Annotated in this window: 20 protein-coding genes; 10 read left to right on the top strand and 10 right to left on the bottom strand. The window is 61.9% G+C overall.

Annotation, left to right across the window (positions count from 1 at the left end; genetic code table 11):
• Positions 1-261 precede the first annotated feature (261 nt).
• Positions 262-648, top strand: a complete 387-nt coding sequence (locus tag QU606_RS17950; RefSeq protein ID WP_024075299.1) for a TIGR03067 domain-containing protein — start codon at positions 262-264, stop codon at positions 646-648.
• A 138-nt stretch (positions 649-786) separates the two neighbouring features.
• On the opposite strand, the gene QU606_RS17945 is transcribed toward QU606_RS17950, so the two are convergent.
• Complete coding sequence (locus tag QU606_RS17945; protein WP_024075298.1) at positions 787-1,599, bottom strand: bifunctional 2-polyprenyl-6-hydroxyphenol methylase/3-demethylubiquinol 3-O-methyltransferase UbiG; 813 nt, start codon at positions 1,597-1,599, stop codon at positions 787-789.
• Between the two features lie 155 nt (positions 1,600-1,754).
• On the opposite strand from QU606_RS17945, the gene QU606_RS17940 reads away from it, so the two are divergent.
• The 3 genes from QU606_RS17940 to QU606_RS17930 all read left to right on the top strand — a co-directional run bounded on the left by QU606_RS17940 (position 1,755) and on the right by QU606_RS17930 (position 6,163).
• Positions 1,755-2,993: an MFS transporter gene (locus QU606_RS17940; protein ID WP_193690647.1), complete on the top strand. Its 1,239-nt coding sequence runs from the start codon at positions 1,755-1,757 to the stop codon at positions 2,991-2,993.
• Positions 2,994-3,135: 142 nt separating this feature from the next.
• Positions 3,136-4,722 (top strand): ABC-F family ATPase, encoded by a 1,587-nt coding sequence (locus QU606_RS17935; RefSeq protein WP_024075225.1) that lies wholly within the window; start codon positions 3,136-3,138, stop codon positions 4,720-4,722.
• A 265-nt stretch (positions 4,723-4,987) separates the two neighbouring features.
• Positions 4,988-6,163 (top strand): MFS transporter, encoded by a 1,176-nt coding sequence (locus QU606_RS17930; RefSeq protein ID WP_193690591.1) that lies wholly within the window; start codon positions 4,988-4,990, stop codon positions 6,161-6,163.
• Here the strand turns inward: QU606_RS17930 and QU606_RS17925 are convergent.
• Together QU606_RS17925 and QU606_RS17920 are read right to left on the bottom strand one after the other, a co-directional pair.
• Positions 6,157-7,194, bottom strand: a complete 1,038-nt coding sequence (locus QU606_RS17925) for a dienelactone hydrolase (RefSeq protein ID WP_024075223.1) — start codon at positions 7,192-7,194, stop codon at positions 6,157-6,159. The genes QU606_RS17930 and QU606_RS17925 overlap by 7 nt on opposite strands.
• A 241-nt stretch (positions 7,195-7,435) precedes the next feature.
• Complete coding sequence (locus QU606_RS17920; RefSeq protein WP_024075222.1) at positions 7,436-8,047, bottom strand: FMN-dependent NADH-azoreductase; 612 nt, start codon at positions 8,045-8,047, stop codon at positions 7,436-7,438.
• Positions 8,048-8,171: 124 nt separating this feature from the next.
• On the opposite strand from QU606_RS17920, the gene QU606_RS17915 reads away from it, so the two are divergent.
• On the top strand, positions 8,172-9,080 hold the full coding sequence (locus tag QU606_RS17915; protein ID WP_024075221.1) for a LysR substrate-binding domain-containing protein: 909 nt from the start codon (positions 8,172-8,174) through the stop codon (positions 9,078-9,080).
• Entirely contained in the window at positions 9,077-9,433 is a 357-nt protein-coding gene (locus QU606_RS17910) for an MmcQ/YjbR family DNA-binding protein (protein WP_024075220.1), read from the top strand. The genes QU606_RS17915 and QU606_RS17910 overlap by 4 nt, the downstream gene beginning before the upstream one ends.
• On the opposite strand, the gene QU606_RS17905 is transcribed toward QU606_RS17910, so the two are convergent.
• Positions 9,422-9,805 (bottom strand): DUF1294 domain-containing protein, encoded by a 384-nt coding sequence (locus QU606_RS17905; RefSeq protein ID WP_304997267.1) that lies wholly within the window; start codon positions 9,803-9,805, stop codon positions 9,422-9,424. The genes QU606_RS17910 and QU606_RS17905 overlap by 12 nt on opposite strands.
• The gene (locus tag QU606_RS17900) at positions 9,802-10,632 is read right to left on the bottom strand and encodes an undecaprenyl-diphosphate phosphatase (RefSeq protein WP_024075218.1); all 831 of its coding nucleotides are present in this window, start codon (positions 10,630-10,632) and stop codon (positions 9,802-9,804) included. Before QU606_RS17900 ends, QU606_RS17905 begins: the two co-directional genes overlap by 4 nt.
• Before the next feature lie 230 nt (positions 10,633-10,862).
• On the opposite strand from QU606_RS17900, the gene QU606_RS17895 reads away from it, so the two are divergent.
• From QU606_RS17895 to QU606_RS17885, 3 genes are all read left to right on the top strand, one after another.
• The gene (locus QU606_RS17895) at positions 10,863-12,497 is read left to right on the top strand and encodes a methyl-accepting chemotaxis protein (RefSeq protein ID WP_193690590.1); all 1,635 of its coding nucleotides are present in this window, start codon (positions 10,863-10,865) and stop codon (positions 12,495-12,497) included.
• 132 nt (positions 12,498-12,629) lie between these two features.
• Positions 12,630-13,193, top strand: coding sequence for a nicotinamide riboside transporter PnuC (gene pnuC, locus QU606_RS17890; RefSeq protein ID WP_024075216.1), 564 nt, complete (start codon positions 12,630-12,632; stop codon positions 13,191-13,193).
• Positions 13,190-13,708, top strand: a complete 519-nt coding sequence (locus QU606_RS17885) for an AAA family ATPase (RefSeq protein WP_024075215.1) — start codon at positions 13,190-13,192, stop codon at positions 13,706-13,708. Before pnuC ends, QU606_RS17885 begins: the two co-directional genes overlap by 4 nt.
• Before the next feature lie 109 nt (positions 13,709-13,817).
• On the opposite strand, the gene ggt is transcribed toward QU606_RS17885, so the two are convergent.
• Positions 13,818-15,542: a gamma-glutamyltransferase gene (gene ggt / locus QU606_RS17880; protein ID WP_024075214.1), complete on the bottom strand. Its 1,725-nt coding sequence runs from the start codon at positions 15,540-15,542 to the stop codon at positions 13,818-13,820.
• 160 nt (positions 15,543-15,702) lie between these two features.
• Here ggt and QU606_RS17875 point away from each other — a divergent pair, with 160 nt between their 5' ends.
• Positions 15,703-16,350, top strand: a complete 648-nt coding sequence (locus tag QU606_RS17875) for a TetR/AcrR family transcriptional regulator (RefSeq protein WP_069075925.1) — start codon at positions 15,703-15,705, stop codon at positions 16,348-16,350.
• Positions 16,351-16,395: 45 nt separating this feature from the next.
• Here the strand turns inward: QU606_RS17875 and QU606_RS17870 are convergent, their stop codons facing one another.
• The 4 genes from QU606_RS17870 to QU606_RS17855 form a co-directional block, all read right to left on the bottom strand.
• The gene (locus tag QU606_RS17870; RefSeq protein ID WP_304997266.1) at positions 16,396-19,917 is read right to left on the bottom strand and encodes a molybdopterin cofactor-binding domain-containing protein; all 3,522 of its coding nucleotides are present in this window, start codon (positions 19,915-19,917) and stop codon (positions 16,396-16,398) included.
• Between the two features lie 2 nt (positions 19,918-19,919).
• Positions 19,920-20,405, bottom strand: a complete 486-nt coding sequence (locus tag QU606_RS17865; RefSeq protein WP_024075211.1) for a (2Fe-2S)-binding protein — start codon at positions 20,403-20,405, stop codon at positions 19,920-19,922.
• Positions 20,406-20,919: 514 nt separating this feature from the next.
• Positions 20,920-21,354 carry a MarR family winged helix-turn-helix transcriptional regulator gene (locus QU606_RS17860; protein ID WP_041161193.1) on the bottom strand — a complete coding sequence of 145 codons (435 nt, stop codon included), beginning with the start codon at positions 21,352-21,354 and terminating at the stop codon, positions 20,920-20,922.
• 129 nt (positions 21,355-21,483) lie between these two features.
• Positions 21,484-22,536 (bottom strand): 2,5-dihydroxypyridine 5,6-dioxygenase, encoded by a 1,053-nt coding sequence (locus tag QU606_RS17855; RefSeq protein WP_024075209.1) that lies wholly within the window; start codon positions 22,534-22,536, stop codon positions 21,484-21,486.
• Positions 22,537-22,549: the final 13 nt, after the last annotated feature.

Raw genomic sequence — 22,549 nt, 5'->3', positions numbered from 1 at the left:
ATCACAATTCACATAGACGCAGCATGACCGGCCGGGTGACAGACCGGTCATGCGCATTGGCCGTTATTTAGCCACATCTTGTAACCAAAAGTTAACTAAGATTTGTGAAAAGCTGTCTAGTGAGTGTGCTTTTGAGGGTGTGGAAGATGACGGTCGGGCATCGATCAGATCCATCCCACATCTGATAGCGTCTCAGGTGATTTAATCGTCCTCCCTTCCCAAGACCGCCTGCAATCAGCCCTTCAACAAAAAGGAATTTGTATGTCATCCATTTCAGACCCGGATTACCAAGCCCTTCAAGGTGCCTGGGAGCAAACTTCGCTCGAAGACAGCGGCGTGCTTAACCCGGTGGATGCCCATAGCGCGCCTGGTGCTATGACCACCATTACAGGCGACCAGTTCACCGTGACTACCACCACTGGAGCAATATTACTGGCTGGCCGATTCTTCCTGGACAGCAGCGCAGTGCCCAAGCGCATTACCTGGGTGGACGCCATGGGCGAAGATGCGGGTAAGCAACTGCCTGCGAGCTACCGCCTCGAAGGGGATGATTTTGTGTTCATTGCCGCAGATGAAGGCATGCCCAGGCCAACCGTCTTCAGTACTGGCCCAGGTCAGACAATGAGGACCTTTGTACGCCGGCGGTAAGCGTATACACCGTGCAAACTTGCGACCGCATTTTCACGAAGCGTTCACTTCGCGGTCTATAGAGTGAAACCTACCTACTCCAGTGAATCCCTTAGCCCGCCTCTACGTGCGGGCTTTTTTTGCGTGCCGAAAAGGTCGTTATACGCAGCGCTTGGTCGCTGTCAGGGTAAAGCACAAGGGCAATTGCGCCGGCTGATCCTCATACTGATCGTAGAGTTCCTCGCGATTGCAATGCGGGTATTCCTGCAAGTGGCCGATCTGCAGACCCGCCGCAATCGCTCCGTTGACCAGGCTGCCCAGGGTATGCACGAACCAATAGGAGGTTGGACCGGTAGTTTCAGCCAGCCCTTCGTACACGATGGATTCCTGCAGCACAAAGGGCTCACGCTGAAAATAGGCGCTGGCGGGCCGCAGCGGGTCGCTCGCCCGCGGGTCGAACACCTCGAGGAACGGATGGGTTTCATACATCACCAGGGTGCCACCCGGTTTCAAGGTACTGGCAACGTGCCGCATGAACAACGCCACATCGGGCATCCAGCCCAGTACACCGATCGTCACTAAGGCGACATCGAAGCGTTCGTGCAAGCGCTCGGGTAGTTGATGGATATCGGTTTCGATGAATTCGGGGCAATGGGGCGACACGGCGGCCAGCTCTTCGGCCTGTTGCAGGAAGGCCCGGGATTGATCGACCCCGACGACCGAGCGCGCGCCCAGGCCGAACAGCGACAGGCTTTCGCGGCCGTTGTTACAACACAGCTGCACCACATCCTTGCCCTCTACGCCGACCGCTTGCAGCAGCGCGGTGATGGTCGGGTCCAGGCACGAAAACCTCGGGTTGACCACTGCGCCCAACAGCGCTTTCCAAGTCGGCGTGTCTTTGTGCAGCCTGGCGGATGCATCCCAGGCGTCCTTATTGCTGGCAATTGCTTGTTGAGCCGAGGGCATGTCCATTGCATCTCCTAAGAATCAGTGCGGCAAGCTTGGGAAAATAAGCCAATTGCCTGTCAGATAAAACCCTATGCGCAGGGGAAACTTCCCGGCAAGCCCGAAGGTCATTAAGCCAACGGGTGTCCAGTCCTTGAACACCGCTCCTCGAAGATCGCACCGTGGCCCATCACAACGACCTGCGCACCACCTTGTCCCTGGACAGCCTGAATTTCTTCCTGGCCGATGTGCGTGACGGCCTGGGACCGTACCTGGCGATTTACTTGTTGGCCGTGCACCAATGGGACCCGGCCAGCATTGGCGTGGTCATGACCCTGGCCGGGATCGCCGCCTTGATCACCCAAGGCCCGGCAGGCGCGCTGATCGATCGCACTCGCAGCAAACGCGCGGTGATCGCGGTTGCGGCGCTATTGGTCACCGCCAGTTGCCTGATGCTGCCCTTTGTCAGTTCGTTCAGCCTGGTGGCGCTGACCCAGGCCGCCAGCGCCGTTGCAGCCTCGGTGTTTGCCCCGGCGATCTCCGCGATTTCCCTCGGCATCACCGGGCCACGGGCCTTTACCCGCCGCACCGGACGTAATGAAACCTTCAACCACGCCGGCAATGCCGTGGCTGCGCTGCTGGCCGGTGGCCTCGCCTATCTGTTCGGGCCGGTGGTGGTGTTCTACCTGATGGCGTTTATGGCGGTCGCCAGTATCGTCGCGGTCAGTTGCGTGTCGGCCAAGACGATCGACCATGAGGTCGCCCGGGGCTTCGATCCTGCCCATCACACCGCGCATGAGCAGCCATCCGGCGTGGCCGTTTTGCTGGCCAACCGGCCGTTGCTGCTGTTCGCGATCTGCTGCGCGCTGTTTCACTTGGCCAATGCGGCCATGCTGCCACTGGTCAGCCAGAAGCTGTCGCAGATCAACTTGCACATGGCCACGCCACTGACCTCGGCCTGCATCGTCGCCGCACAACTGGTAATGGTGCCGATGGCCTGGCTGGTGGGCGCCAAGGCCGACCTGTGGGGGCGCAAACCGCTGCTGCTGATCGGTTTCATGATTCTGCCGTTGCGGGGCGTGCTGTATACCTTCTCCAACGATCCCTATTGGCTGGTCGCCGTGCAGATGCTCGACGGCATCGGCGCGGGCATTTTCGGCGCGCTGTTCCCGGTCATCGTCAAGGACCTGACCCAGGGCACCGGGCGTTTCAACGTCAGCCTGGGCGCGCTGTCCACTGTGTTTGGCCTGGGGGCGGCATTGAGCAACAGCCTGGCCGGTTTCGTGGTGCAACAAGCCGGCTATAACGCCGCGTTCCTGACCCTGGCCGGTGTTGCCGCCGTGGCCTTGGCGCTGTTGTGGCTGGCCATGCCGGAGACGCTGGAAAAACCATCTTTCGCGTGCCATACAACTGTCGCCTGACATATGCGACAATGCGCGCCAAATTCCAACACACATCCCCCATTTTTTGCTCAGCGACCGGGTTTCGCGCCTTGATGTCGCTGTTGACGCATGCCTGGAGGCTCACGCCGCCACGCTCGCAACCCATTGATAGGTAAAGTAATTGATCTCCACAGCTAACATCACCATGCAGTTCGGCGCCAAGCCGCTCTTCGAGAACGTCTCGGTCAAGTTCGGCGCCGGCAACCGGTATGGTCTGATCGGTGCCAACGGTTGCGGCAAGTCGACCTTCATGAAAATCCTCGGCGGCGATCTCGATCCGTCCGGCGGCCAGGTCATGCTGGAACCGAATGTTCGCCTGGGTAAACTGCGCCAGGACCAGTTCGCCTACGAAGAATTCACCGTGCTCGACACCGTGATCATGGGCCACGAGGAGCTGTGGAAGGTCAAGGCCGAGCGCGACCGCATCTACTCGCTGCCGGAAATGAGCGAAGACGACGGCATGGCCGTGGCCGAGCTGGAAACCGAATTCGCCGAGATGGACGGCTACACCGCCGAATCCCGTGCCGGTGAGCTGCTGCTGGGCCTGGGCATTCCCCTGGAACAGCATTTCGGCCCGATGAGCGAAGTGTCCCCTGGCTGGAAACTGCGCGTATTGCTGGCCCAGGCGCTGTTCTCCGATCCTGAAGTGCTGTTGCTCGACGAACCGACCAACCACTTGGACATCAACACCATCCGCTGGTTGGAAAACATCCTGACCCAGCGCTCCAGCCTGATGATCATCATCTCTCACGACCGTCACTTCCTGAACAGCGTGTGCACCCACATGGCTGACCTGGACTACGGCGAGCTGCGCCTGTTCCCGGGCAACTACGACGAGTACATGACCGTGGCGACCCAGTCCCGCGAGCAATTGCTGTCGGACAACGCCAAGAAGAAAGCGCAGATCTCCGAACTGCAATCCTTCGTCAGCCGCTTCTCGGCCAACGCCTCGAAAGCCAAGCAGGCGACTTCCCGTGCCAAGGCGATCGACAAGATCCAGCTGGCCGAGGTCAAGCCTTCGAGCCGCGTGAGCCCGTTCATCCGTTTCGAACAGACCAAAAAGCTGCACCGCCAGGCAGTCATCGTCGATCGCATGGCCAAAGGCTTCGACGGCAAGCCGCTGTTCAAGGACTTCAGCTTCCAGGTCGAAGCCGGCGAGCGCGTGGCGATCATCGGCCCGAACGGTATCGGCAAGACCACCCTGCTGCGTACCCTGGTCAACGAACTGACCCCGGATGCCGGTAGCGTCAAGTGGACCGACGCCGCAGAACTGGGCTACTACGCCCAGGATCACGCGAGTGACTTCGAAAACGACATGAGCCTGTTCGACTGGATGGGCCAGTGGACCCAAGGCGAGCAAGTGATCCGTGGCACCCTGGGCCGCATGCTGTTCTCCAACGATGAGATCCTCAAGTCGGTCAAGGTCATCTCCGGTGGTGAGCAAGGCCGCATGCTGTTCGGCAAGCTGATCCTGCAAAAGCCGAACGTGCTGATCATGGATGAACCGACCAACCACCTGGACATGGAATCCATCGAGGCGCTGAACCTGGCCCTGGAAAACTACCCCGGCACGTTGATCTTCGTCAGCCACGACCGTGAGTTCGTATCGTCCCTGGCCACCCGCATCATCGAGTTGAGCGCCAACGGCGTGATCGACTTCAGCGGCACCTATGACGACTACCTGCGCAGCCAAGGCGTGGTGTTCTAAAAGCAGCGACCTGAAGTGGCGAGCGGGCTTGCCCCGCGTTGGGCTGCGAAGCGGCCCTAAAACCAAACACCGTGTTTTGCCTGGCAGAACGCGGTGTTTTTTTATTGGGGCTGCTTCGCAGCCCAACGCGGGGCAAGCCCGCTCGCCACAGCAAACTTACGCTGCCCCCGGCAAGCCTATTCATCAGCCAAATTAGTTAGGCTGCTTCCTTTTCCCCCAAGCCCTTGCCATGATGCGCTCACCGCCCGCCCGCGAACGAGCACCCATGCCTGCCGCCCCCCCCAGCTCATTGTCGATCACCCTGCAGATCGTCTCCATCGTCTTCTACACCTTCATTGCCTTTATCTGCATCGGCCTGCCGATTGCGGTGATTCCAGGCTATGTGCATGAGCAATTGGGCTTCAGTGCCGTGGTGGCCGGGGTCACCATCGGCTCGCAGTACCTGGCCACCCTGCTCAGCCGCCCCATGGCTGGGCGCATGTCCGACACCGTGGGCACCAAGCGTGCGATCGTGCTGGGCTTGGCCGGTATCCTGGTCAGTGGCGTGCTGACGTTTGTCGCGACACTGATGGAAAGCCTGCCGGCGCTGAGCCTGGGCGTCCTGATTGCCGGGCGCTTGTTGCTCGGCGTGGCCCAGGGCCTGATCGGCGTGGGCACCATCAGTTGGTGCATGGGCCAGGTTGGCGCCGAGCACACCGCACGCTCGATTTCCTGGAATGGCATCGCCTCCTATGGCGCCATTGCCATCGGTGCGCCGCTGGGCGTGGTGATGGTTGCCGAGTACGGCTATACCAGCCTCGGGGTCGCTCTGTCGGCGCTGGCAGCCCTGGGCCTGGTGCTGATCCGCAACAAACCTTCGGTGCCGGTGGTACGTGGCGAGCGCCTGCCGTTCTGGGCAGTATTCGGGCGTATCGCACCGTTTGGCGCCAGCCTGTGCCTGGCCTCGATCGGCTACGGCACCCTGACCACTTTTATCACCCTGTATTACCTCAATCGCGGCTGGCAAGGCGCGGCCTACTGCCTGACGGTATTCGGTGTGTGCTTTATTGTCTCGCGCCTGGTGTTTATCTCGGCCATCAGCCGGTTTGGCGGCTTCAGGGCAGCGATCGCCTGCATGATCATCGAGACCCTGGGCCTGACCCTGCTGTGGCTTGCGCCGTCCACTGGCGTGGCACTGATCGGTGCGGGGCTGACCGGCTTCGGGTTGTCGCTGGTGTACCCCGCGCTGGGTGTGGAAGCCATCAAGCAGGTGCCCAACAGCAGCCGGGGCGCGGGGCTGAGTGCCTATGCGGTGTTTTTCGACCTGGCCCTGGCGATTGCCGGGCCGTTGATGGGCGCCGTGGCGCTGAACCTGGGTTACGGCTGGATCTTCTTCTGCGCGGCGCTGTTGTCAGTCACGGCGCTGGGCGTGACCCTGCTGCTCAAGCGCCGCGCTTACTGATCGGCCGTCTGCAAACCGGCGCGGGTGGACTGCCCCAGGGTGTGACTGAAAAAGCGACCGGCCTCGGAGATCAGGTCGCGGTGAATGCCTTCGCGGTCGACCCCATCGGCGTCGGTGCAGATCGCCGGCATCAACGCCAACTGATCGCTGTCGCACGGCGCCATGAATACGAAGTGCCCTGCCCCGGCCAGCAGCTTGAAGTCCGGCGGTTCCGGCAACTTGCGCGCCAGGGCGGCGGCATTCTTGTCCACCGCCACCAGCTTGTCGCCGTCGCCGCTGTAGAGCAGCACCGGCACATGCACATCGGCCAGGGTGTGACGGCCGAACATCAAGCTCAGCGGCGCCATCAACATCAAGGCATGGATACGCGGATCGGATTGCGGCTGCAGGTCATCGCGGTCTACCACCAGTTCACCCTTGGTGGTGCAGGCATCGCGGTCTTCCGGGCGCTCCTGGCAATAGCGGCGCAGGCGGTCGAAATCAGGCTTGGCGCCCGCCAGGATCAAGGCGGTTTCGCCACCGGCCGAGTAACCAATGACCCCCACCTGATCGACGTTGACGAACGGTGACAGCATGGGGTCCGCCAGGGTCGCGGTGATCGCTTCGGAAATCTGGATCGGCCGCCCATACAGGTTGCTGACCGTGCCCAGGCGGCTGTGATCCTTGTAGTTGTCGCCGGGGTGCAGCACCGCCACCACCACAAAGCCCTTGCGCGCCAGGGAGGTGGCCAGGTCATGCAGGGCCAGCGGCGTGCCGGTGTTGCCGTGGGACAGCATCAACATCGGGAAGCGGCCGATGGCAATCTTGGAATCTTCGGTGGCGGCGACGCGATAAGGCCCCAGCTGCGTGCTGTGCTCGTCGTCGGTGGAGGGGTAGAACGCAACGGCTTTCATCGGCTGCAGATCCAGCGGATCGAGAAACGTCATGCGATGGAAGCCCACGCTCCAATGCGGGTGCGGGGCGGGTGCGGCGTGCACTGAAACCAGGCCGCCGAGCAGGGAAAGAACCAAAACAGCACAAAGACGCATCATGAGGATGTCCACCTTTGCTGTGCAACCACGCTCAACACCCGCGGCATGTCTGATTGAAAAGTCCATGGTTCAAGGTACTCGCACCGAGTGATATACCCATGCTGCATAACCTGGGCCAAAGTAAAGACTGCGCGCAAACGAAAAAACTCCGTACTCCGATCACTTTTCAGGCGATCAGAATACAGAGTTTAGGCGCCCGGCTTCGGATTGAAACCGGTCAACGGCGAAATTTACACAAGCCTTACGCGGCGGCGAACAATTGTTCGTTGATGAGTACGTTGGCGTCGTTCAGGGCTTTGCTGCGAGCGTCGTCGCCGTACGCCAGGCCGTGGGCACGGACGAATTCGATGTCGGTGATACCGAGGAAGCCCAGCATGACTTTGAGGTATTCCTCATGGGCTACACCCGTTGCCTGGCCAACATGCAAGCCACCGGACGTGGAGACGATGATGACTTTCTTGTTGCCGCACAGGCCTTCCGGGCCGGCTTCGGTGTAACGGAAGGTCTGGCCGGCAACCGCGATGCGGTCGATCCAGGCCTTGAGCTGGGTCGGAATGGTGAAGTTGTACATCGGCGCACCGATCACAACAGCATCGGCGGCGAGGAATTCAGCCAGGGTCGATGCGCTCAGGTCAGCCTCGTGTTTTTGCGCTGCATCACGCAGGTCAGCGGCAGTCCCCAGGGCCCCCAGGGTCGCGCCGGAGAAGTGGCTGATACCTTCGTTGGCCAGGTCGCGATAGGTGACTTCCACACCCGGCTCAGCCGCTTGCCAGGCTTTGACCACGCCGGCAGTGAGCTGACGGGAAGCCGAGTTGTCACCGAGGATGCTGGAATCGATATGCAACAGTTTCATGGGAAAGCTCCAAATAAGGTCAGCGGTAAGGATTAGATGGTGTTAAGCCTACGCATGAAACCAATAGCCGATAAGGTGGTTGAAATGCGATAGTTCGTCCCACTGACAGGACAATAGGCCCATCATGCAAGACCTCAATGACCTCTACTATTTCGCCAAAGTCGTCGAATCCGGCGGCTTTGCGGCGGCCGGACGCCTGCTGGGGATTCCCAAATCGCGCCTGTCGCGGCGCATTGCCGAGCTGGAAGAACGCTTGGGCGCGCGCCTGTTGCAACGCACCACCCGGCAATTGACCCTCACCGCCGTCGGCGAGCGCTACCTGCGCCATTGCCAGGCGATGCTGCTGGAAGCGGAAATGGCCGATGAGGCCGTGGCCAGCATGTCCAGCGAACCCCGCGGGCGCCTGCGTGTCAGCTGCCCGGTGGGCATGGCCCAACACATCCTGCCGGAACTGGTCGCCGGGTTTCTCGCCGCCCACCCGTTGGTACAACTGGAAATGACCCTGGTCAACCGTCGCGTGGACCTGGTAGCCGAAGGCATTGACGTGGCCCTGCGCGTGCGCGAGCTGGGCGATGAAGACCCGCTGCTGGTGACCAAGCGCCTGCGCCAGGCCCAGACCGTGCTGGTTGCCAGCCCCGAGTTCATGCGCAGCCGGCAGGTCAACGACCTTGATGACCTCAAGCAACTGCCGGTACTCGGCGCACTGGAAGCCGACCGCATGGTGCACCTGCGCGTTCTCGACCCCCAGGGCAATCCCCAGGACCTGGTGATGGAGGCGCGGCTGGGCATCGACGACTTTATCGTGCGCAAGGCCAGCGCGATCATGGGGCTCGGCTTTACCGTACTGCCGATGATGTATTGCGAAGAGGAATTGGCCAGCGGCCGATTGGTACAGCTGTTGCCGCAGTGGTCGCTGCCAGGCGGCTGGCTGCAGGCCGTGTACCCGCATCGGCGCGGCGTACTGCCGGCCATTCGCGCCTGGATCGACTACCTGGAAGAAGGCTTCAAAGACTGTGGAGACCGCTTGCTATGAACATGACCGAAGCACAAGTCGCACACTTCTGCCTGAGCCTGCCGGGCGCGCGGGAAGACTACAAATGGGGCGGCGTACGGGTGTTCTCGATCGCCGGCAACAAGATGTTCGCCGTGCAGCACCTGCGCGGTGACTCGTTGGCGTTCAAGGTCGACAAAGACCTGTTCCTCGGCCACGTGGATCGCCCAGGCATCCACCCGGCGCCGTACCTGGCACGCGCACAGTGGATCATCATGAACACGCCCTACCCGTTGGGCGCCGAGGAGTTGCGTGGCTTGTTGCAGCGCTCCCACCAGCTGGTGGTGAGCAAGCTGCCCAAGCGCACGCAGATCGGGTTGTTGCTAGAGGATTGAACCCAAGGTGCCGCCCAGGAATAACTGATCCAGCCAGAACACCTGGTGCAACAGCACGATTGCCCAGAACAGCACCTGGTAAGACACCTTGCGCGTCTTGTGGCGGAACACCTGTTGGGCAATCAACGCCCCCGGCCAGCCACCCGCCAGCTCGACGGCGTGCAGGATGTTTTCCGGGGTGCGCCAGCTGTCGGTACGCGCCTTGCGCTTGTCGTTCCAGTACAAAAAGAACGCCACCACGCTGACCACGCCATAGGCCACCAGCGGGATCACCGTTTCACCGCGCTGCCACACCAGCACCGCCCCCAACAGCGGCGCCGCGCACAACAACGCGAAGATCAGCGCCTTCAGGCGCGGGTGTTGAATCGTCATGCCTTGGCCGCTGCCCAGTCGATCCAACCGAACTGCCAGGTCGCCAGGATCAGCAGGCCGAAGGCAATCCGATACCAGGCAAACACCGCATAGCTATGGCTGGCGATGAACTTGAGCAGGCCCTTGACCGCGATCATCGCGAAGATGAACGAGGTGACAAAGCCGATGGCGAACACCGGCAGGTCGGCCGGCTGGAACAGGTCACGGTACTTGTAGCCCGAATACACCGCCGCACCGACCATGGTCGGCATGGCCAGGAAGAACGAGAACTCGGTGGCGGCCTTGCGCGACAGGCCGAACAGCAGGCCACCGATAATGGTCGAGCCGGAACGCGAGGTGCCGGGGATCATTGCCAGGCACTGGGCAAAGCCCACCTTCAGCGCGTCTTTCCAAGTGATGTCATCGACGGTCTCGGCATGCACTTCGTGTTGGCGGCGCTCGGCCCACAACATGACGATGCCGCCCACTACCAGCGCCGTGGCCACGGTGATCGGGTTGAACAGGTAATGGTGGATCAGGTTGGCGAAAATCACCCCCAGTACCACCGCCGGCAGGAACGCGATCAACAGGTTGAGCGTGAATCGCTGGGCGTTGCGCTGGGTCGGCAGGCCGGTGACCACGTCGAGAATCTTGCGCCGAAACTCCCAGACCACCGCGAGGATCGCGCCGAGCTGGATGATGATATTGAACGCCATGGCACGTTCGCCGCCGAAGTCGAGCAAGTCGGCGACGATAATCTGGTGGCCTGTGCTGGAGATGGGCAGGAACTCTGTCAGTCCTTCCACCACGCCGAGTATCAATGCCTGTGCGGCGGTCCACAAATCCATACTTCCCCCAAAGGTCTTGCGCTACGGCAAGCCTCGCTAGTCTTTTTAATGGTTCACTGACAACGAGCGCACTAAAGTGCCCGGTGTTGAGATTCAACGCCGGTCTGCAAAAATTCTGTGAAAAATCAGGCAGTACTCAGGTTTTCCAATTTCAGGCCGAAAGCCTATCAGACAAGCCGGAAATGTCGATGCGACGGCCACAATTATAAAAAGCACGGAGTGACAGGACGATGAACAGTTTGCGCAATATGTCGATCAGCCGGCGCCTCTGGCTGATCCTGATAGTCGCCGTGCTGATGCTGCTGACCCTGGGTTTGCTGATGCTCAAGCAGATTCATGGCGACCTTTATCAGGCCAAGCGCCAACAGACCCAGAACGTGGTACAGACCGCCAGCGGAATCCTGACTTTTTATCACAGCCTCGAAACCACCGGCGTCATGACCCGCGAAGCTGCGCAAAAACAAGCCCTGAGCGCGGTGCGCGGTTTGCGCTATGGCCATGACGATTATTTCTGGATCAACGACCTGACGCCGGTGATGATCATGCACCCGGCCAACCCCAAGCTCGATGGCCAGAACCTCTCGGCGATCCGCGACCCGGACGGCTTTGCCGTGTTCAACGAGTTCGTCAGCCTGGCCAAGACCAAGGGCGCCGGGATCATCAGCTACCGTTGGCCGAAGCCGGGGTCCGACGCACCGGTTGAGAAGACCTCGTATATCCAACTGTTCGAGCCCTGGGGCTGGATCATCGGCTCCGGCGTGTATGTGGATGATGTCCAGGCCGAGTTCAATGTGCAGGTGTGGAAAGCGTCGGGGATCGGCCTGGCCATCGCCGTGGTCATGGCCCTGCTGGTCTCGCTGATCGTGCGCAGCATCGTGCGGCCATTGCAGGAAGCCGTGAACGCCATGGGCAATATCGCCAGCGGCGAAAGCGACCTGACCCGCAACCTCGACACCCACGGCCGGGACGAAGTCACCCAGTTGTCCCAGCATTTCAACAGTTTTACCGCCAAGCTGCGCCAGGTCGTCAGCCAATTGCAGGTCTGCGCCAATGCCCTGGGACAGTCGTCCACCGAGCTGGGCAACAACGCCTCCCAGGCCCATGACCGCAGCCAGCAACAGTCGCAGCAGATGGAGCTGGTGGCCACCGCGATCAATGAAGTCACCTACGGCGTGCAGGACGTGGCGAAAAACGCCGAGCACGCCGCCAGTGAAATGCGCGACGCCCAGGCCCAGGCACAGCAGGGCCAGGTCAATATCGACAGCAGCCTGCAACAGATCGACCAACTGTCCACCACCATCAGCCAGGCCGTGGAAGTGATCCGTACCCTGTCCAGTGAAAGCACCCAGATCGGCGGCGTGCTCGAAGTGATCCGCTCGATCGCCGACCAGACCAACCTGCTCGCCTTGAACGCCGCGATCGAAGCCGCGCGGGCCGGCGAGCAAGGGCGCGGGTTTGCCGTGGTCGCGGATGAAGTGCGCCTGCTGGCCCAGCGCACGCAAAAATCCACGGCTGAAATCCAGGCGATGATCGAGCGCCTGCAAGGTCACTCGGAAGCTGCGGTCAAGGTCATCAGCGATAGCCACAGCGCCTCGCAACTGACCATCGAACAGGCCGGCCAGGCCGGTGCCAGCCTCACTGCCATCGGTCAGGCGCTGCAAAACCTCAACGGCCTCAACGCCTCGATTGCCAGCGCCACCCTGCAACAGGCGCACGTAGTGGAAGACATCAACCAGAACGTGACCCAGGCCGCCGGGCTGTCCCACAGCACGGCGCTGGCGGCAGAACAGTCCAGCGTGGCCAGTGCGCACCTGCGTAGCCTGAGCGAGCAACTCGAAGGCTTGCTGCGCCAATTCAAGGTCTAGCGCCGTTCAACCTGTGGGAGGGGGCAAGTCGAATCGTCGCACCGCCCCTCCCACATTTGCCCTCCGGTGTTTTGAAGATTGCCTGCCTCTGGTTACAATCCCCGCCCTCTCCCACTCTCCCAAGGAACCACCATGTCCGGGCTTGAACTGTTCGCCGCCGCCCTGGGGGTGATCGCTGTCTGGCTGACAGTCAAGCAAAACCCCTGGTGCTGGCCCATCGGGCTGGTGATGGTGCTGCTCTACACTTGGGTGTTCTATGACGTGAAACTCTACTCCGACATGCTGCTGCAGGTGGTCTACGCCGCCTTGCAGGTGTACGGCTGGTGGCAGTGGACCCGCGCCGGCGAGGTCAGGCAAGGCCGCCAGGTCACCCGCCTGGGCTGGCCTGCAATCATGACCAGCCTGGCCATCGGTGCGGTCGGCAGCCTGCTGCTCGGCGCTGCCATGGCCCACTGGACCGACGCCGCCCAACCCTGGCTCGATGCCGCCCTGACTGGCTTCAGCCTGGTGGCGCAGATGTGGATGGCGCAGAAGCGCGTGCAGTGCTGGCCGCTGTGGGTCGCCCTCGATGTGATCTTCGTCGGGCTGTTTCTCTACAAAGGCCTCTACCTCACCGCCGCGCTTTACGCCTTGTTCACGGTGATCGCCGTGCAAGGCTGGCGTGAATGGCGCGCCGACCCGGCGTTGCACGCATGAAAGTAGTGGTACTGGCCGGCCCCGAATCCAGCGGTAAAAGCTGGCTGGCGAGCGAACTGCAAGCCCATTTCGGCGGGCTGATGGTGGGGGAATACGTGCGCTATTTCATCGACCAGCATCAGCGTGACACCCGCCTGGCCGACATTCCGGCCATCGCTCGTGGCCAACTGGCCTGGGAAGATGCCGCCCGCGCCGAACAACCGCACCTGCTGATCCTCGACACGCACCTGCTGACCAACAAGCTGTGGAGCCAGACCCTGTTCGGCGACTACCCGGCGTGGCTCGACGACGAACTGCTGGCCCGGCACTACGACCTGCACCTGCTGCTATCCCCGGAGGATGTGGAATGGACTGCGGATGGCCAGCGCTGCCAACCGCAATTGGCCGACCGCCAGGCGTTTTTCAACGATGGCCTTGAGTGGATGCAGCAGCATCGACAGGCGGTGGTGGTGATTCGAGGGGATTGGGAAGCGCGCCGCGCCAAAGCCTTCGCGGCAGTCAAACAGATACTGTAGGAGCGAGCTTGCGCGCGAAGAGCGCAGGGGCACCGGATCAATCCAGAATGCCCGCGTTATCGTTGACGTTCTTCGCGAGCAAGCTCGCTCCTACAGGGAGTTGCAGCGGTTAGTAGCCCAGCGACAGCCCGGTATTACGACGCGGGTCATTGGCCCCATAGAAGCGGTTATTCCCCACTGGCTTGCCCTCCAGCGACGGTGCGCCCACCAGGATCGCGGCCAGGTGGTTGGCATCCTGAGGCCCGGCAAACTTGTGGCCCCAACTTTCGAGGATCTTCTGGGTGTCGGGGCTCACCGCAAAGGTTTCGAGGTTGGTGGTGTCTGGCATCCACTGTTGGTGGAAACGCGGCGCGTCGACGGCTTCCTGGATGTTCATCTTGTAGTCGATGACATTGAGGATGGTCAGCAAGGTGGCGGTGATGATGCGGCTGCCACCCGGCGTACCGACGACCATCACGGCCTTGCCGTCCTTGGTCACGATGGTCGGGCTCATCGACGACAACGGCGCCTTGCCCGGTGCGATGGCGTTGGCTTCACCCTGCACCAGCCCATACATGTTCGGCACGCCGACCTTGACGGTAAAGTCGTCCATTTCATCGTTGAGGATCACCCCGGTCTTGCTCGCCATCACGCCGGCACCGAACCAGTCGTTGAGGGTGTAGGTCACCGACACCGCGTTGCCCCACTTGTCGACGATGGAGTAGTGAGTGGTGTTGTTGCCTTCATGGGGCGATACGCCGGGCTTGATCGCCTGGGAGTCGCCGGCCTTGTTCGGCTCGATCGCGTCACGCAGTTTCGTGGCGTAGTTTTTGTCGAGCAGATGCTCGATCGGGTTCTTCACGAAGTCCGGATCGCCGAGGTAGCTGTTGCGGTCCACATAGGCGTGGCGCATCGCTTCGATCTGGTAGTGCAGGCCCTGGGCCGAGTGATAGCCCAGGTCGGCCATCGGGTAGCCTTCGAGGATGTTCATGATCTGGCAGATCACCACGCCCCCGGAGCTCGGTGGCGGCGCCGAGACCACGTGGTAGCCACGATAGTCGCACTCGATAGGCGCCAGTTCGCGGGTCTTGTACTTGTCGAGGTCAGCCTGGGTGATGATGCCTTTGCCGGCCTGGCTGGAATCCACCAACGCCTTGGCCACCCAGCCTTTATAGAAGCCGTCGCTGCCCTTGGCAGAGATTTCTTTCAACGTCTTGGCCAGGTCTTTCTGGACCAGCTTCTGGCCCACCTGCATCGGTTGGCCGTTGTGCAGGAAGATCGCGCGCAGGTCCTTGTCTTTTTCGAACTCACCAGTGGCGGTGTGCAGCAGGTCGATATCGCCCTGTTCCAGTTCAAAGCCGTTTTCCGCCAGCTTGATCGCCGGGGCAATCACCTGGGCGCGCTTGAGGGTGCCGTATTTGCTCAAGGCCAGCTCCATGCCCGACACCGTGCCGGGAACGCCGACCGCCAGATGGCCCTTGGCGCTGAGGCCGTCAACGACGTTGCCGTCCTTGTCCAGGTACATGTCGGCGGTGGCCGCCAAGGGGGCTTTTTCGCGGAAGTCGAGGAAGGTCTTGCGCCCGTCGGCCAGTTGCACGGTCATAAAGCCGCCGCCGCCGAGGTTACCCGCCGCCGGATACACCACCGCCAACGCGTAGCCGACGGCCACGGCCGCATCCACCGCATTGCCGCCAGCCTTGAGTACATCCACGCCCACATGAGTGGCCAAATGCTGGGCGGTCACCACCATGCCATTTTCACCGGCCACCGGGGCCTGGGAGGCGGCGTGCACGCCGCTGACCGTCAAAACCAGCGCAGTGGCAATTAATGTGCGGCTGAAAGGTTGGTATTTCATCCATGACTACTCTAGTTATTGAGATGCACCAAAATAGCCCGGCGCGGATTGAATCCCCAGCGCAATGGCGTTTTTATTACAGAACTTGTCGGCCACAGAACGGAGCGGAAAATCCCCATGCTATATTCCGCGCCCAAACTGTCGTGCGAGGCACTTTGACATGGTGATCAAGAAGACCGGCATTCGGGCACAACAGGCCGACCAGACCCGCGCGCGCATCCTCCAGGCGGCGGTCAAGGTGTTCACCCGCGACGGCTATTCCGGCGGGCGCGTCGATACCATCTCCAAGGAGGCCGACTCCAACGACCGCATGCTCTATTACTATTTCGGCAGCAAGGAACACCTGTTCGTCTGCGTGCTGGAACACACCTACGAGCAATTCAACCAAGCCGAAGGCAAACTCAAGCTGAACCTCGACACACCCGTGCAGGCCCTGCGCGACCTGGTGGGGTTTATCTGGAACTACTACGTCAAGCACCCGGAGTTCGTGGCGATCCTCAGCATCGAGAACCTGCACCAGGGCAAGCACGCCCGGCAGTCGGGTGAGATGCGACGGCTGTCAGGCGAAGCGGTTGGCGTATTGCGGCCGATTATCGAAGCCGGCCAGGCCCAGGGCGTGTTCCGCGAGGATGTCGACCTCAAGCACGTGTACTTGATGATCGCCTCGCTGTGCTACTTCTATAACTCCAACCGCCATACCCTCAGCTCGTTCCTGGGGGAGGATTTGTCGAACAAGGGGCCGCAGCAGGATTGGCTGGGATTTATCAGTGACCTGGTGGTCCGGGGCGTCACACCGCCCCCCTTGTAGAAACCGGACCCACCTGTGGGCGCAAGCCCGCTTGCCATAATAGTGTCAGTGCGTACCAGGGTTGGCGCGTAGGTGGGCGACCTTCTGTTCCAGCCCTTCCCAGCCTGGCGCGTTCGGCGCAAATCGCCCGCGCAGATAGGCCACCAGATCCGCCACCTGAGTGTTCGACAGGCTGTCCTTGAAGCCCGGCATATAGCCCAGATCCTGTGTGGCCGGGTTGTTGATGCCTTGCAGGATCACCTTGATCAAATTGTCCGGCCGATCGCTGTGCACATTGGTATTGGTCGCCAGTGACGGGCTGACCCCAAACAATTTCGGCCCCAGGCCATCGGCATGGCAGGCTTTGCACGCGCCCTCGAACACACGCCGGCCATTGGGATTTGGCACCCTGGTCGCCACCTGCACGTCAGCAACGGCCTCGCCCTTCAGCGACGCCAGGTACACCGCCATCGCACGGATATCCGCCTTGGGCAATTTCGACAACTCACTGACCACCGGCCCCATCGGGCCCGCCGCCACGCCATGGGCATCGGCATAACCGGTACTCAAATACGTGAACAACTGATCTTCGGTCCACGGCGTCGGCGCCTTCGACAGCCCCGTCAGCGCCGGGGCCTCCCAGCCGTCCACGATGCCACCGGCCAGGAACGCCTTGCCGCCCTTCTCTGCCCCCATCAGATTGCGCGGCGAATGGCACGCCGCGCAGTGCCCCAAGCCGTTCACCAGATAATTGCCGCGATTCCATTGCTCACTGCGTTCAGGCTGCGGGGTGATTTCACCGCGACGCAGATTGAGTGCATTCCACCCCGCCATCAGTGGCCGGAGATTGAACGGAAACCTCATGGCATTCGGCGTCGGCGCCTGGCTAACCGGCGCCTGGGCCATCAGGTAGGCGTACAGGGCCTGCATGTCGGCATCGTTGATGTTGCGAAACGCCGTGTAGGGAAACGCCGGGTACAGGTTGCGTCCGTCACGGCCAATCCCATCGCGCATCGCCCGCTCGAACGCGGGGTATGACCAGGCGCCAATGCCGGTCTCGACATCCGGGGTGATATTGCTGCTGTACAGCGTGCCGAACGGCGTCTGCATCGCCAGGCCACCAGCATTGGCCGCTCCACCAGGCGCCGTATGGCACACCGCGCAATCCCCTGCCGCCGCCAGCAAACGCCCGCGTTCCAGCGTGGCCTTGGACCAGGTGCCGGCGCTGGGCGGCGCAATGGGTGCAATCTCGCTGTGAAACGGCCAGGCCGTGGCCAGCACCGCGCCCAGGGTGGCGAACAGCGCACCGAACCACCACCTGCGGCGTTTTTCCGGCGACTTGGCGGGCTCCCCCAAGGTGCCGGCATTCAACGCCGCCAGCACACGTTCCGGGGTGATCGGCAACTCGCGAAAGCGAATCCCGGTGGCGTCGTAGATCGCATTGGCAATCGCCGCCGCGCTGGGCACCGACGCCGACTCACCAGCGCCCATGGGCGGCTGATCCTGGCGCGGCCTCATCATCACATCGATCTGCGGCACTTCGGGAAAGGTCAGAATCGGGTAACCGCCCCACTCCTTGCTCGCCACCGTCGACTCTTCAAACGTCACGCGCTCTTTGAGTACGCGGCTGGTGGACTGGATCACGTTGCCGTGGATCTGATGTTGCACGCCCGCCGGGTTGATCATCATCCCTGCGTCATGGCCGATCACCACCCGCGTCACCGACACATCGCCGGTCTGCTTGTCGATCGCCACGTCCGCCACCCACGCCGCCCAGGCCGCACCGAAACCTGGGAATTTGCTATGGATGTAGCGCGCGTAGGCAAAGCCGCGGCCGCGCAGCAGGTGGTCTTCGCTGGCGGTCTGCATCGGCGCAGTGCGCGGCGACCAGTTGGCGCGTTCAGCGGTGGATTTGACCAGATCGATGGCGCGCTCATCCTTGAGATAACGCAGGCGGTATTCCACCGGGTCCACGCCGGCAGCGAACGCCAGTTCGTCGATATAGGATTCGTGGGCGAAGGTGTTGGGCAAGGCCGATACGCCGCGCATCCACGAAGCCCGCACGATGGGTGCCATGTCGTTGATGGTCACGCGCATGGACTCGATGTCATAGGGTGGAATCGAGGTGCGGTCGCCCATCTCGAACATCGCCGCCACCGGCTCGACACGACCGGTCAACAACAGCGCCAGGGTCGGCGCGCCATTCGAGGGGTAGCTGGTTTCAAAATCGTAGGCGGCAATGCTGCCGTCGGCGTTGAGGCCGCCATCCACTTCCATCAGCTGCGCGGTGCCCTTGGGCTCCCACAGGTGTTCCTGTTCACGGCTCAGTTGCACGCGCACCGGCTTGCCCACCGCGCGCGACAGCAGCAGCGCGTCGGCACACACATCGTCGGCACAATTGCGCCCGTAACAGCCGGCAGCCTCCATGCGGATCACCTCGATCAGCGCTTCATCGCAGGCCAACAACCACGCGAGGTCAGCGCGCAGCAGGTGCGGGTTCTGGCTGCCGGACCATACGCGGCTGCCGGCCGGCGTGTAATCCGCCACGCCGCAGGATGGGCCGATGGAGCCGTGCATCTGGTATGGCCACAGGTAACTGCGCGGCATGCGCTGGCTGGCATTGGCGAGCGCTTCGTCGACATTGCCCTGGTCGAGCACCGTGCGGCGAACGCGAGGATTGTCGCGGATCGCCTGCTCAACATCGCTCATATCCGGCAACCCATTGTTCCACGGTTTCCAGTGCACCTGCAGCGCCTCGGCGGCCTTGATCGCCTGCTCCTCGCGCAGCGCCACCACCCCGACAAAATCACGGATCACCACCACCGCGACGATGCCGGGGATATGCGCGATGGAGGACTCATCCACGCTCAACAGGCTGTTGCCGACAAAGTCGCCGCAATCCAGCCCTGCATACGGCGGGCGCACCACCCGACCATGGAGCATGCCGGGCACACGCATGTCATGGACATAGGTCAACTCGCCAGTGGCCTTGCCGGGGATGTCTACCCGTTCGGCGCCCTTGCCCACCAGGCGATAATCCTCAAGGGCCTTCAAGGGGGCATCACCGCTGACGCGCAACTGATCGCGCTGGCCGCAGACCAGCTCGCCATAGGTGAGGGTTCGCCCGTCTGACGCATGAATCACGCCCGCTTCCACCTTGAGGCTCGCCGTACTCACGCCCCAACGCCCGGCGGCCCGCGCCAGCAGAAAGCGCCGCGCTTCGGCCGCCGCGTTACGCAGCGGCACTGCGGAAATCTGCAAGGTCGCGCTGGCAATCGTCGCGCCCTGATTTGGCACGCGCTCCGTGTCGCCGAGCACCATCCTCACCTGGTCCAGGTCCAGATCGAGCTCTTCGGCGACGATCTGCGCCAGCGCGGTGCGGATACCGGTGCCCAGGTCCACATGGCCGTTGAAGGCGTACACCAGACCGTCATCGTTCACGGCGATAAACAATCCCAGTTCCTTGGGCTTCACGGTGGGCGTCCCGCCCTTGGCCACCGGGCCGGAAGGCGGTAGCACATCATCGACGATCAGCAGCACGCCGGCCTTGGCCAGCCACTGGTCACGGGAAAGCGGAGTATCGGTCATGGTCATCGATCCACGGTCATAAGGCGGGCGGCACGCAGCACCGCGCGGAGGATTTCGAGATGGGTGCCACAGCGGCAGAGGTTGCCCGACAACTCATTGCGCACCTCGGCTTCGCTGGGGTTGGGATTGCGGTCAAGCAAAGCCTTGGTGGTCATGATCATGCCGTTGAGGCAGTAACCGCATTGGGCGGCCTGCTCATCAATAAAGGCCTGCTGCACCGGGTGCGGCGCCTGGCGCGTGCCGAGGCCTTCAAGGGTGACGATCTTGCGCCCTGCCGCCCCCGACAGCGGGAATACACAGGAGCGCGCGGCCACGCCATCGATGATCACGGTACATGCGCCGCACTCCCCCAAACCGCAGCCGTACTTGGGGCCGTTGAGTTGCAGGTCATTGCGCAACACCAGTAGCAGCGAGGTGTCCGCCATGGCGCTGACTTCGCTGGGTTGGCCGTTGACCTCAAGCGCTACCGTGATGTGAGGGCTGATCATTCGCTTCGCCTGTCTCCATTGATGAAGTAGTCACTACATGAAACAGTCAAAAAAAAGCGTCACGGACCTGGGGCCTCGCGACACACTTGACTCATGAAGTGCCTGCTACATCAACTCAGAGCAAAAACGATGCCAAGGGGGTGGACGCATCCTCTGTGGCAAGTGGGCTGGTTGTGCTGTGGCAAGGGGACTTGTTGTGGCGAGCGGGCTTGCCCCGCGTTGGGGCGCGAAGCGGCCCTAACCCCAGGCGCCACGGTTTTTCAGAAAGAACTCGGCGACTTTATTGGGCGGCTTCGCCACCCAACGCGGGGCAAGCCCGCTCGCCACAACAAGCCCGCTCGCCACAACAAGCCCGCTCGCCACAACAGGTCCCCTTGCCACAACAGGTCCCCTTGCCACAACAGGTCCCCTTGCCACAACAAGTCCCCTTGCCACAACAGGCCCACTTGCCACAACAAGGTCCCCTTGCCACTACGGGCCCGCTAACCAAACCAAGCCCGGCTCCAGGCCGCTATCAGTCCTGGGGATCGTCGATCATCTTGCGCAGCAGGAACAGCACCGCCACCCGTTCGGCGGGGTTGAGGTTGCTCATGGTCAACTCGCTGATCTGTGCCGCGCGCGGCGTAGTGTGTGCGACCAGTTCGGCGCCCGCGCCAGACAGGTTGACCACCACCTTGCGCTTGTCTTGCGGGTCGGGCTCCAGGGTAATCAGTTCCTTCACCTTGAGCCGTTCGACAATCCCGCGAATGGTCGCCTGGTCCACAGCCGTGGCCTTGACCAGCTCAGTCAGGGAACTTGCACCGTGATCGCGCAGCGCACACAGGGTGACGAACTGCACAGCAGTGAGCTGCGAATCGCCGACATTCTGCTGAAAGATCGCCAGGTGGCGCTGGTAGGCCTTGCGCAACAGGTGGCCAACTTGTTCAGAAAAGACGTAGGAATCAGGCACGGCGGACTCGGTGGGTGGTTGGCGATGGGAAGGCATGATGGCGGGGATGCCGAAATGACTCAAGGCACTCATCGCCTGAAAGCACTCAAAAATGCGGGAGGGGACTTGCCCCCTGCCCACACGGGATTTTCAGCGAGCCAAGGACGCTGCGGGGGCCACCACATCCCCCGCAATCACCACCGCCTCATCATCCAGGTACACGTCGCAATTGCGCAGCGGAATATCCATATGGCACGGCGTCTTGCGCGTGCCGCCCACCTCGGTATTCGGCCCGGTGGAAAACAGGAAGTTGCCATAGAACGCCCGCGCATCCATGCACATGCCGTCGTTCTTGTCATGCAGGCCCATGGCGGTCCATTGCGCCCGCGGCTGCAAGCCCCAGCCGATATGGGAGATGCCGTACACCTCAGGGTCGTTGAAGTACTTCATGTAGTCGCGCAGGTATTCGGCCTCGAAACCACCATGAATCCCGGTGATAAAGCCTTTCTCGATCTCCAGGGTGATCTTCTCGCGGGTGTAGGTCTTGAACGGCAGGAGGATGTCGCCAATGTCCAGCACCAGCACGCCCTCGGCGGTTTCTTCGTTAGGCCAGGAGAACAGAAAACCACTCGGCCAGTGGTCCCAGCGCCCAGGTTCATCGGCAAAACCGTATTCAGTCACTGACGGGTACTGCCCCAAGGCGGCGCGGAAATCGCTGCCGGCGCGGGATTTGACGTGGATCGAACGCGCTTTCTTCAACATCTGTTCGGCCGCCAGTACGCGCACCTTGTCGTCTTCGCTGGGCAGCATGCGCGCCAGCACTTCCGGCGGCTCCACAGCCAGCAGGATGCGCGTGCCGGTCTTGAGGATCTGCTCCTGCTCCGGCGAGTGCAGCAGCATCATGGTATCGACGATCAGGTCGGCGGCTTCAAGCGCACGCTGGGCGGCGATATTGCCGGTGAGTGCGGTGTCACCGCAGTAGGCGGTCATGTCATTGCCCATCGCCCGTGGATGGTTGAACGACGGCAATTCCACTGCGTACACCTTGGCGCCCAAGCGCTGCGCCGCGTCCATTGCGGCACGCACGGTACGCGCGTCGGAATAATGGCTCTTGAGCACGGCCACGCTCTGGGTCGCATCGACCTTCGACAACCTCAGCACATGTTCAAACATCTGGGTCAGTTCGCAATCGCTTACCGGCATTTTCCTGTCTCCT

The sequence above is a fragment of the Pseudomonas sp. OVF7 genome (assembly GCF_030644265.1).
GTDB classification, from domain to species: domain Bacteria; phylum Pseudomonadota; class Gammaproteobacteria; order Pseudomonadales; family Pseudomonadaceae; genus Aquipseudomonas; species Aquipseudomonas gorinensis.
Note: the sequence above shows the minus strand (reverse complement) of the source record. Positions and strands in the feature narration are given on the sequence as shown.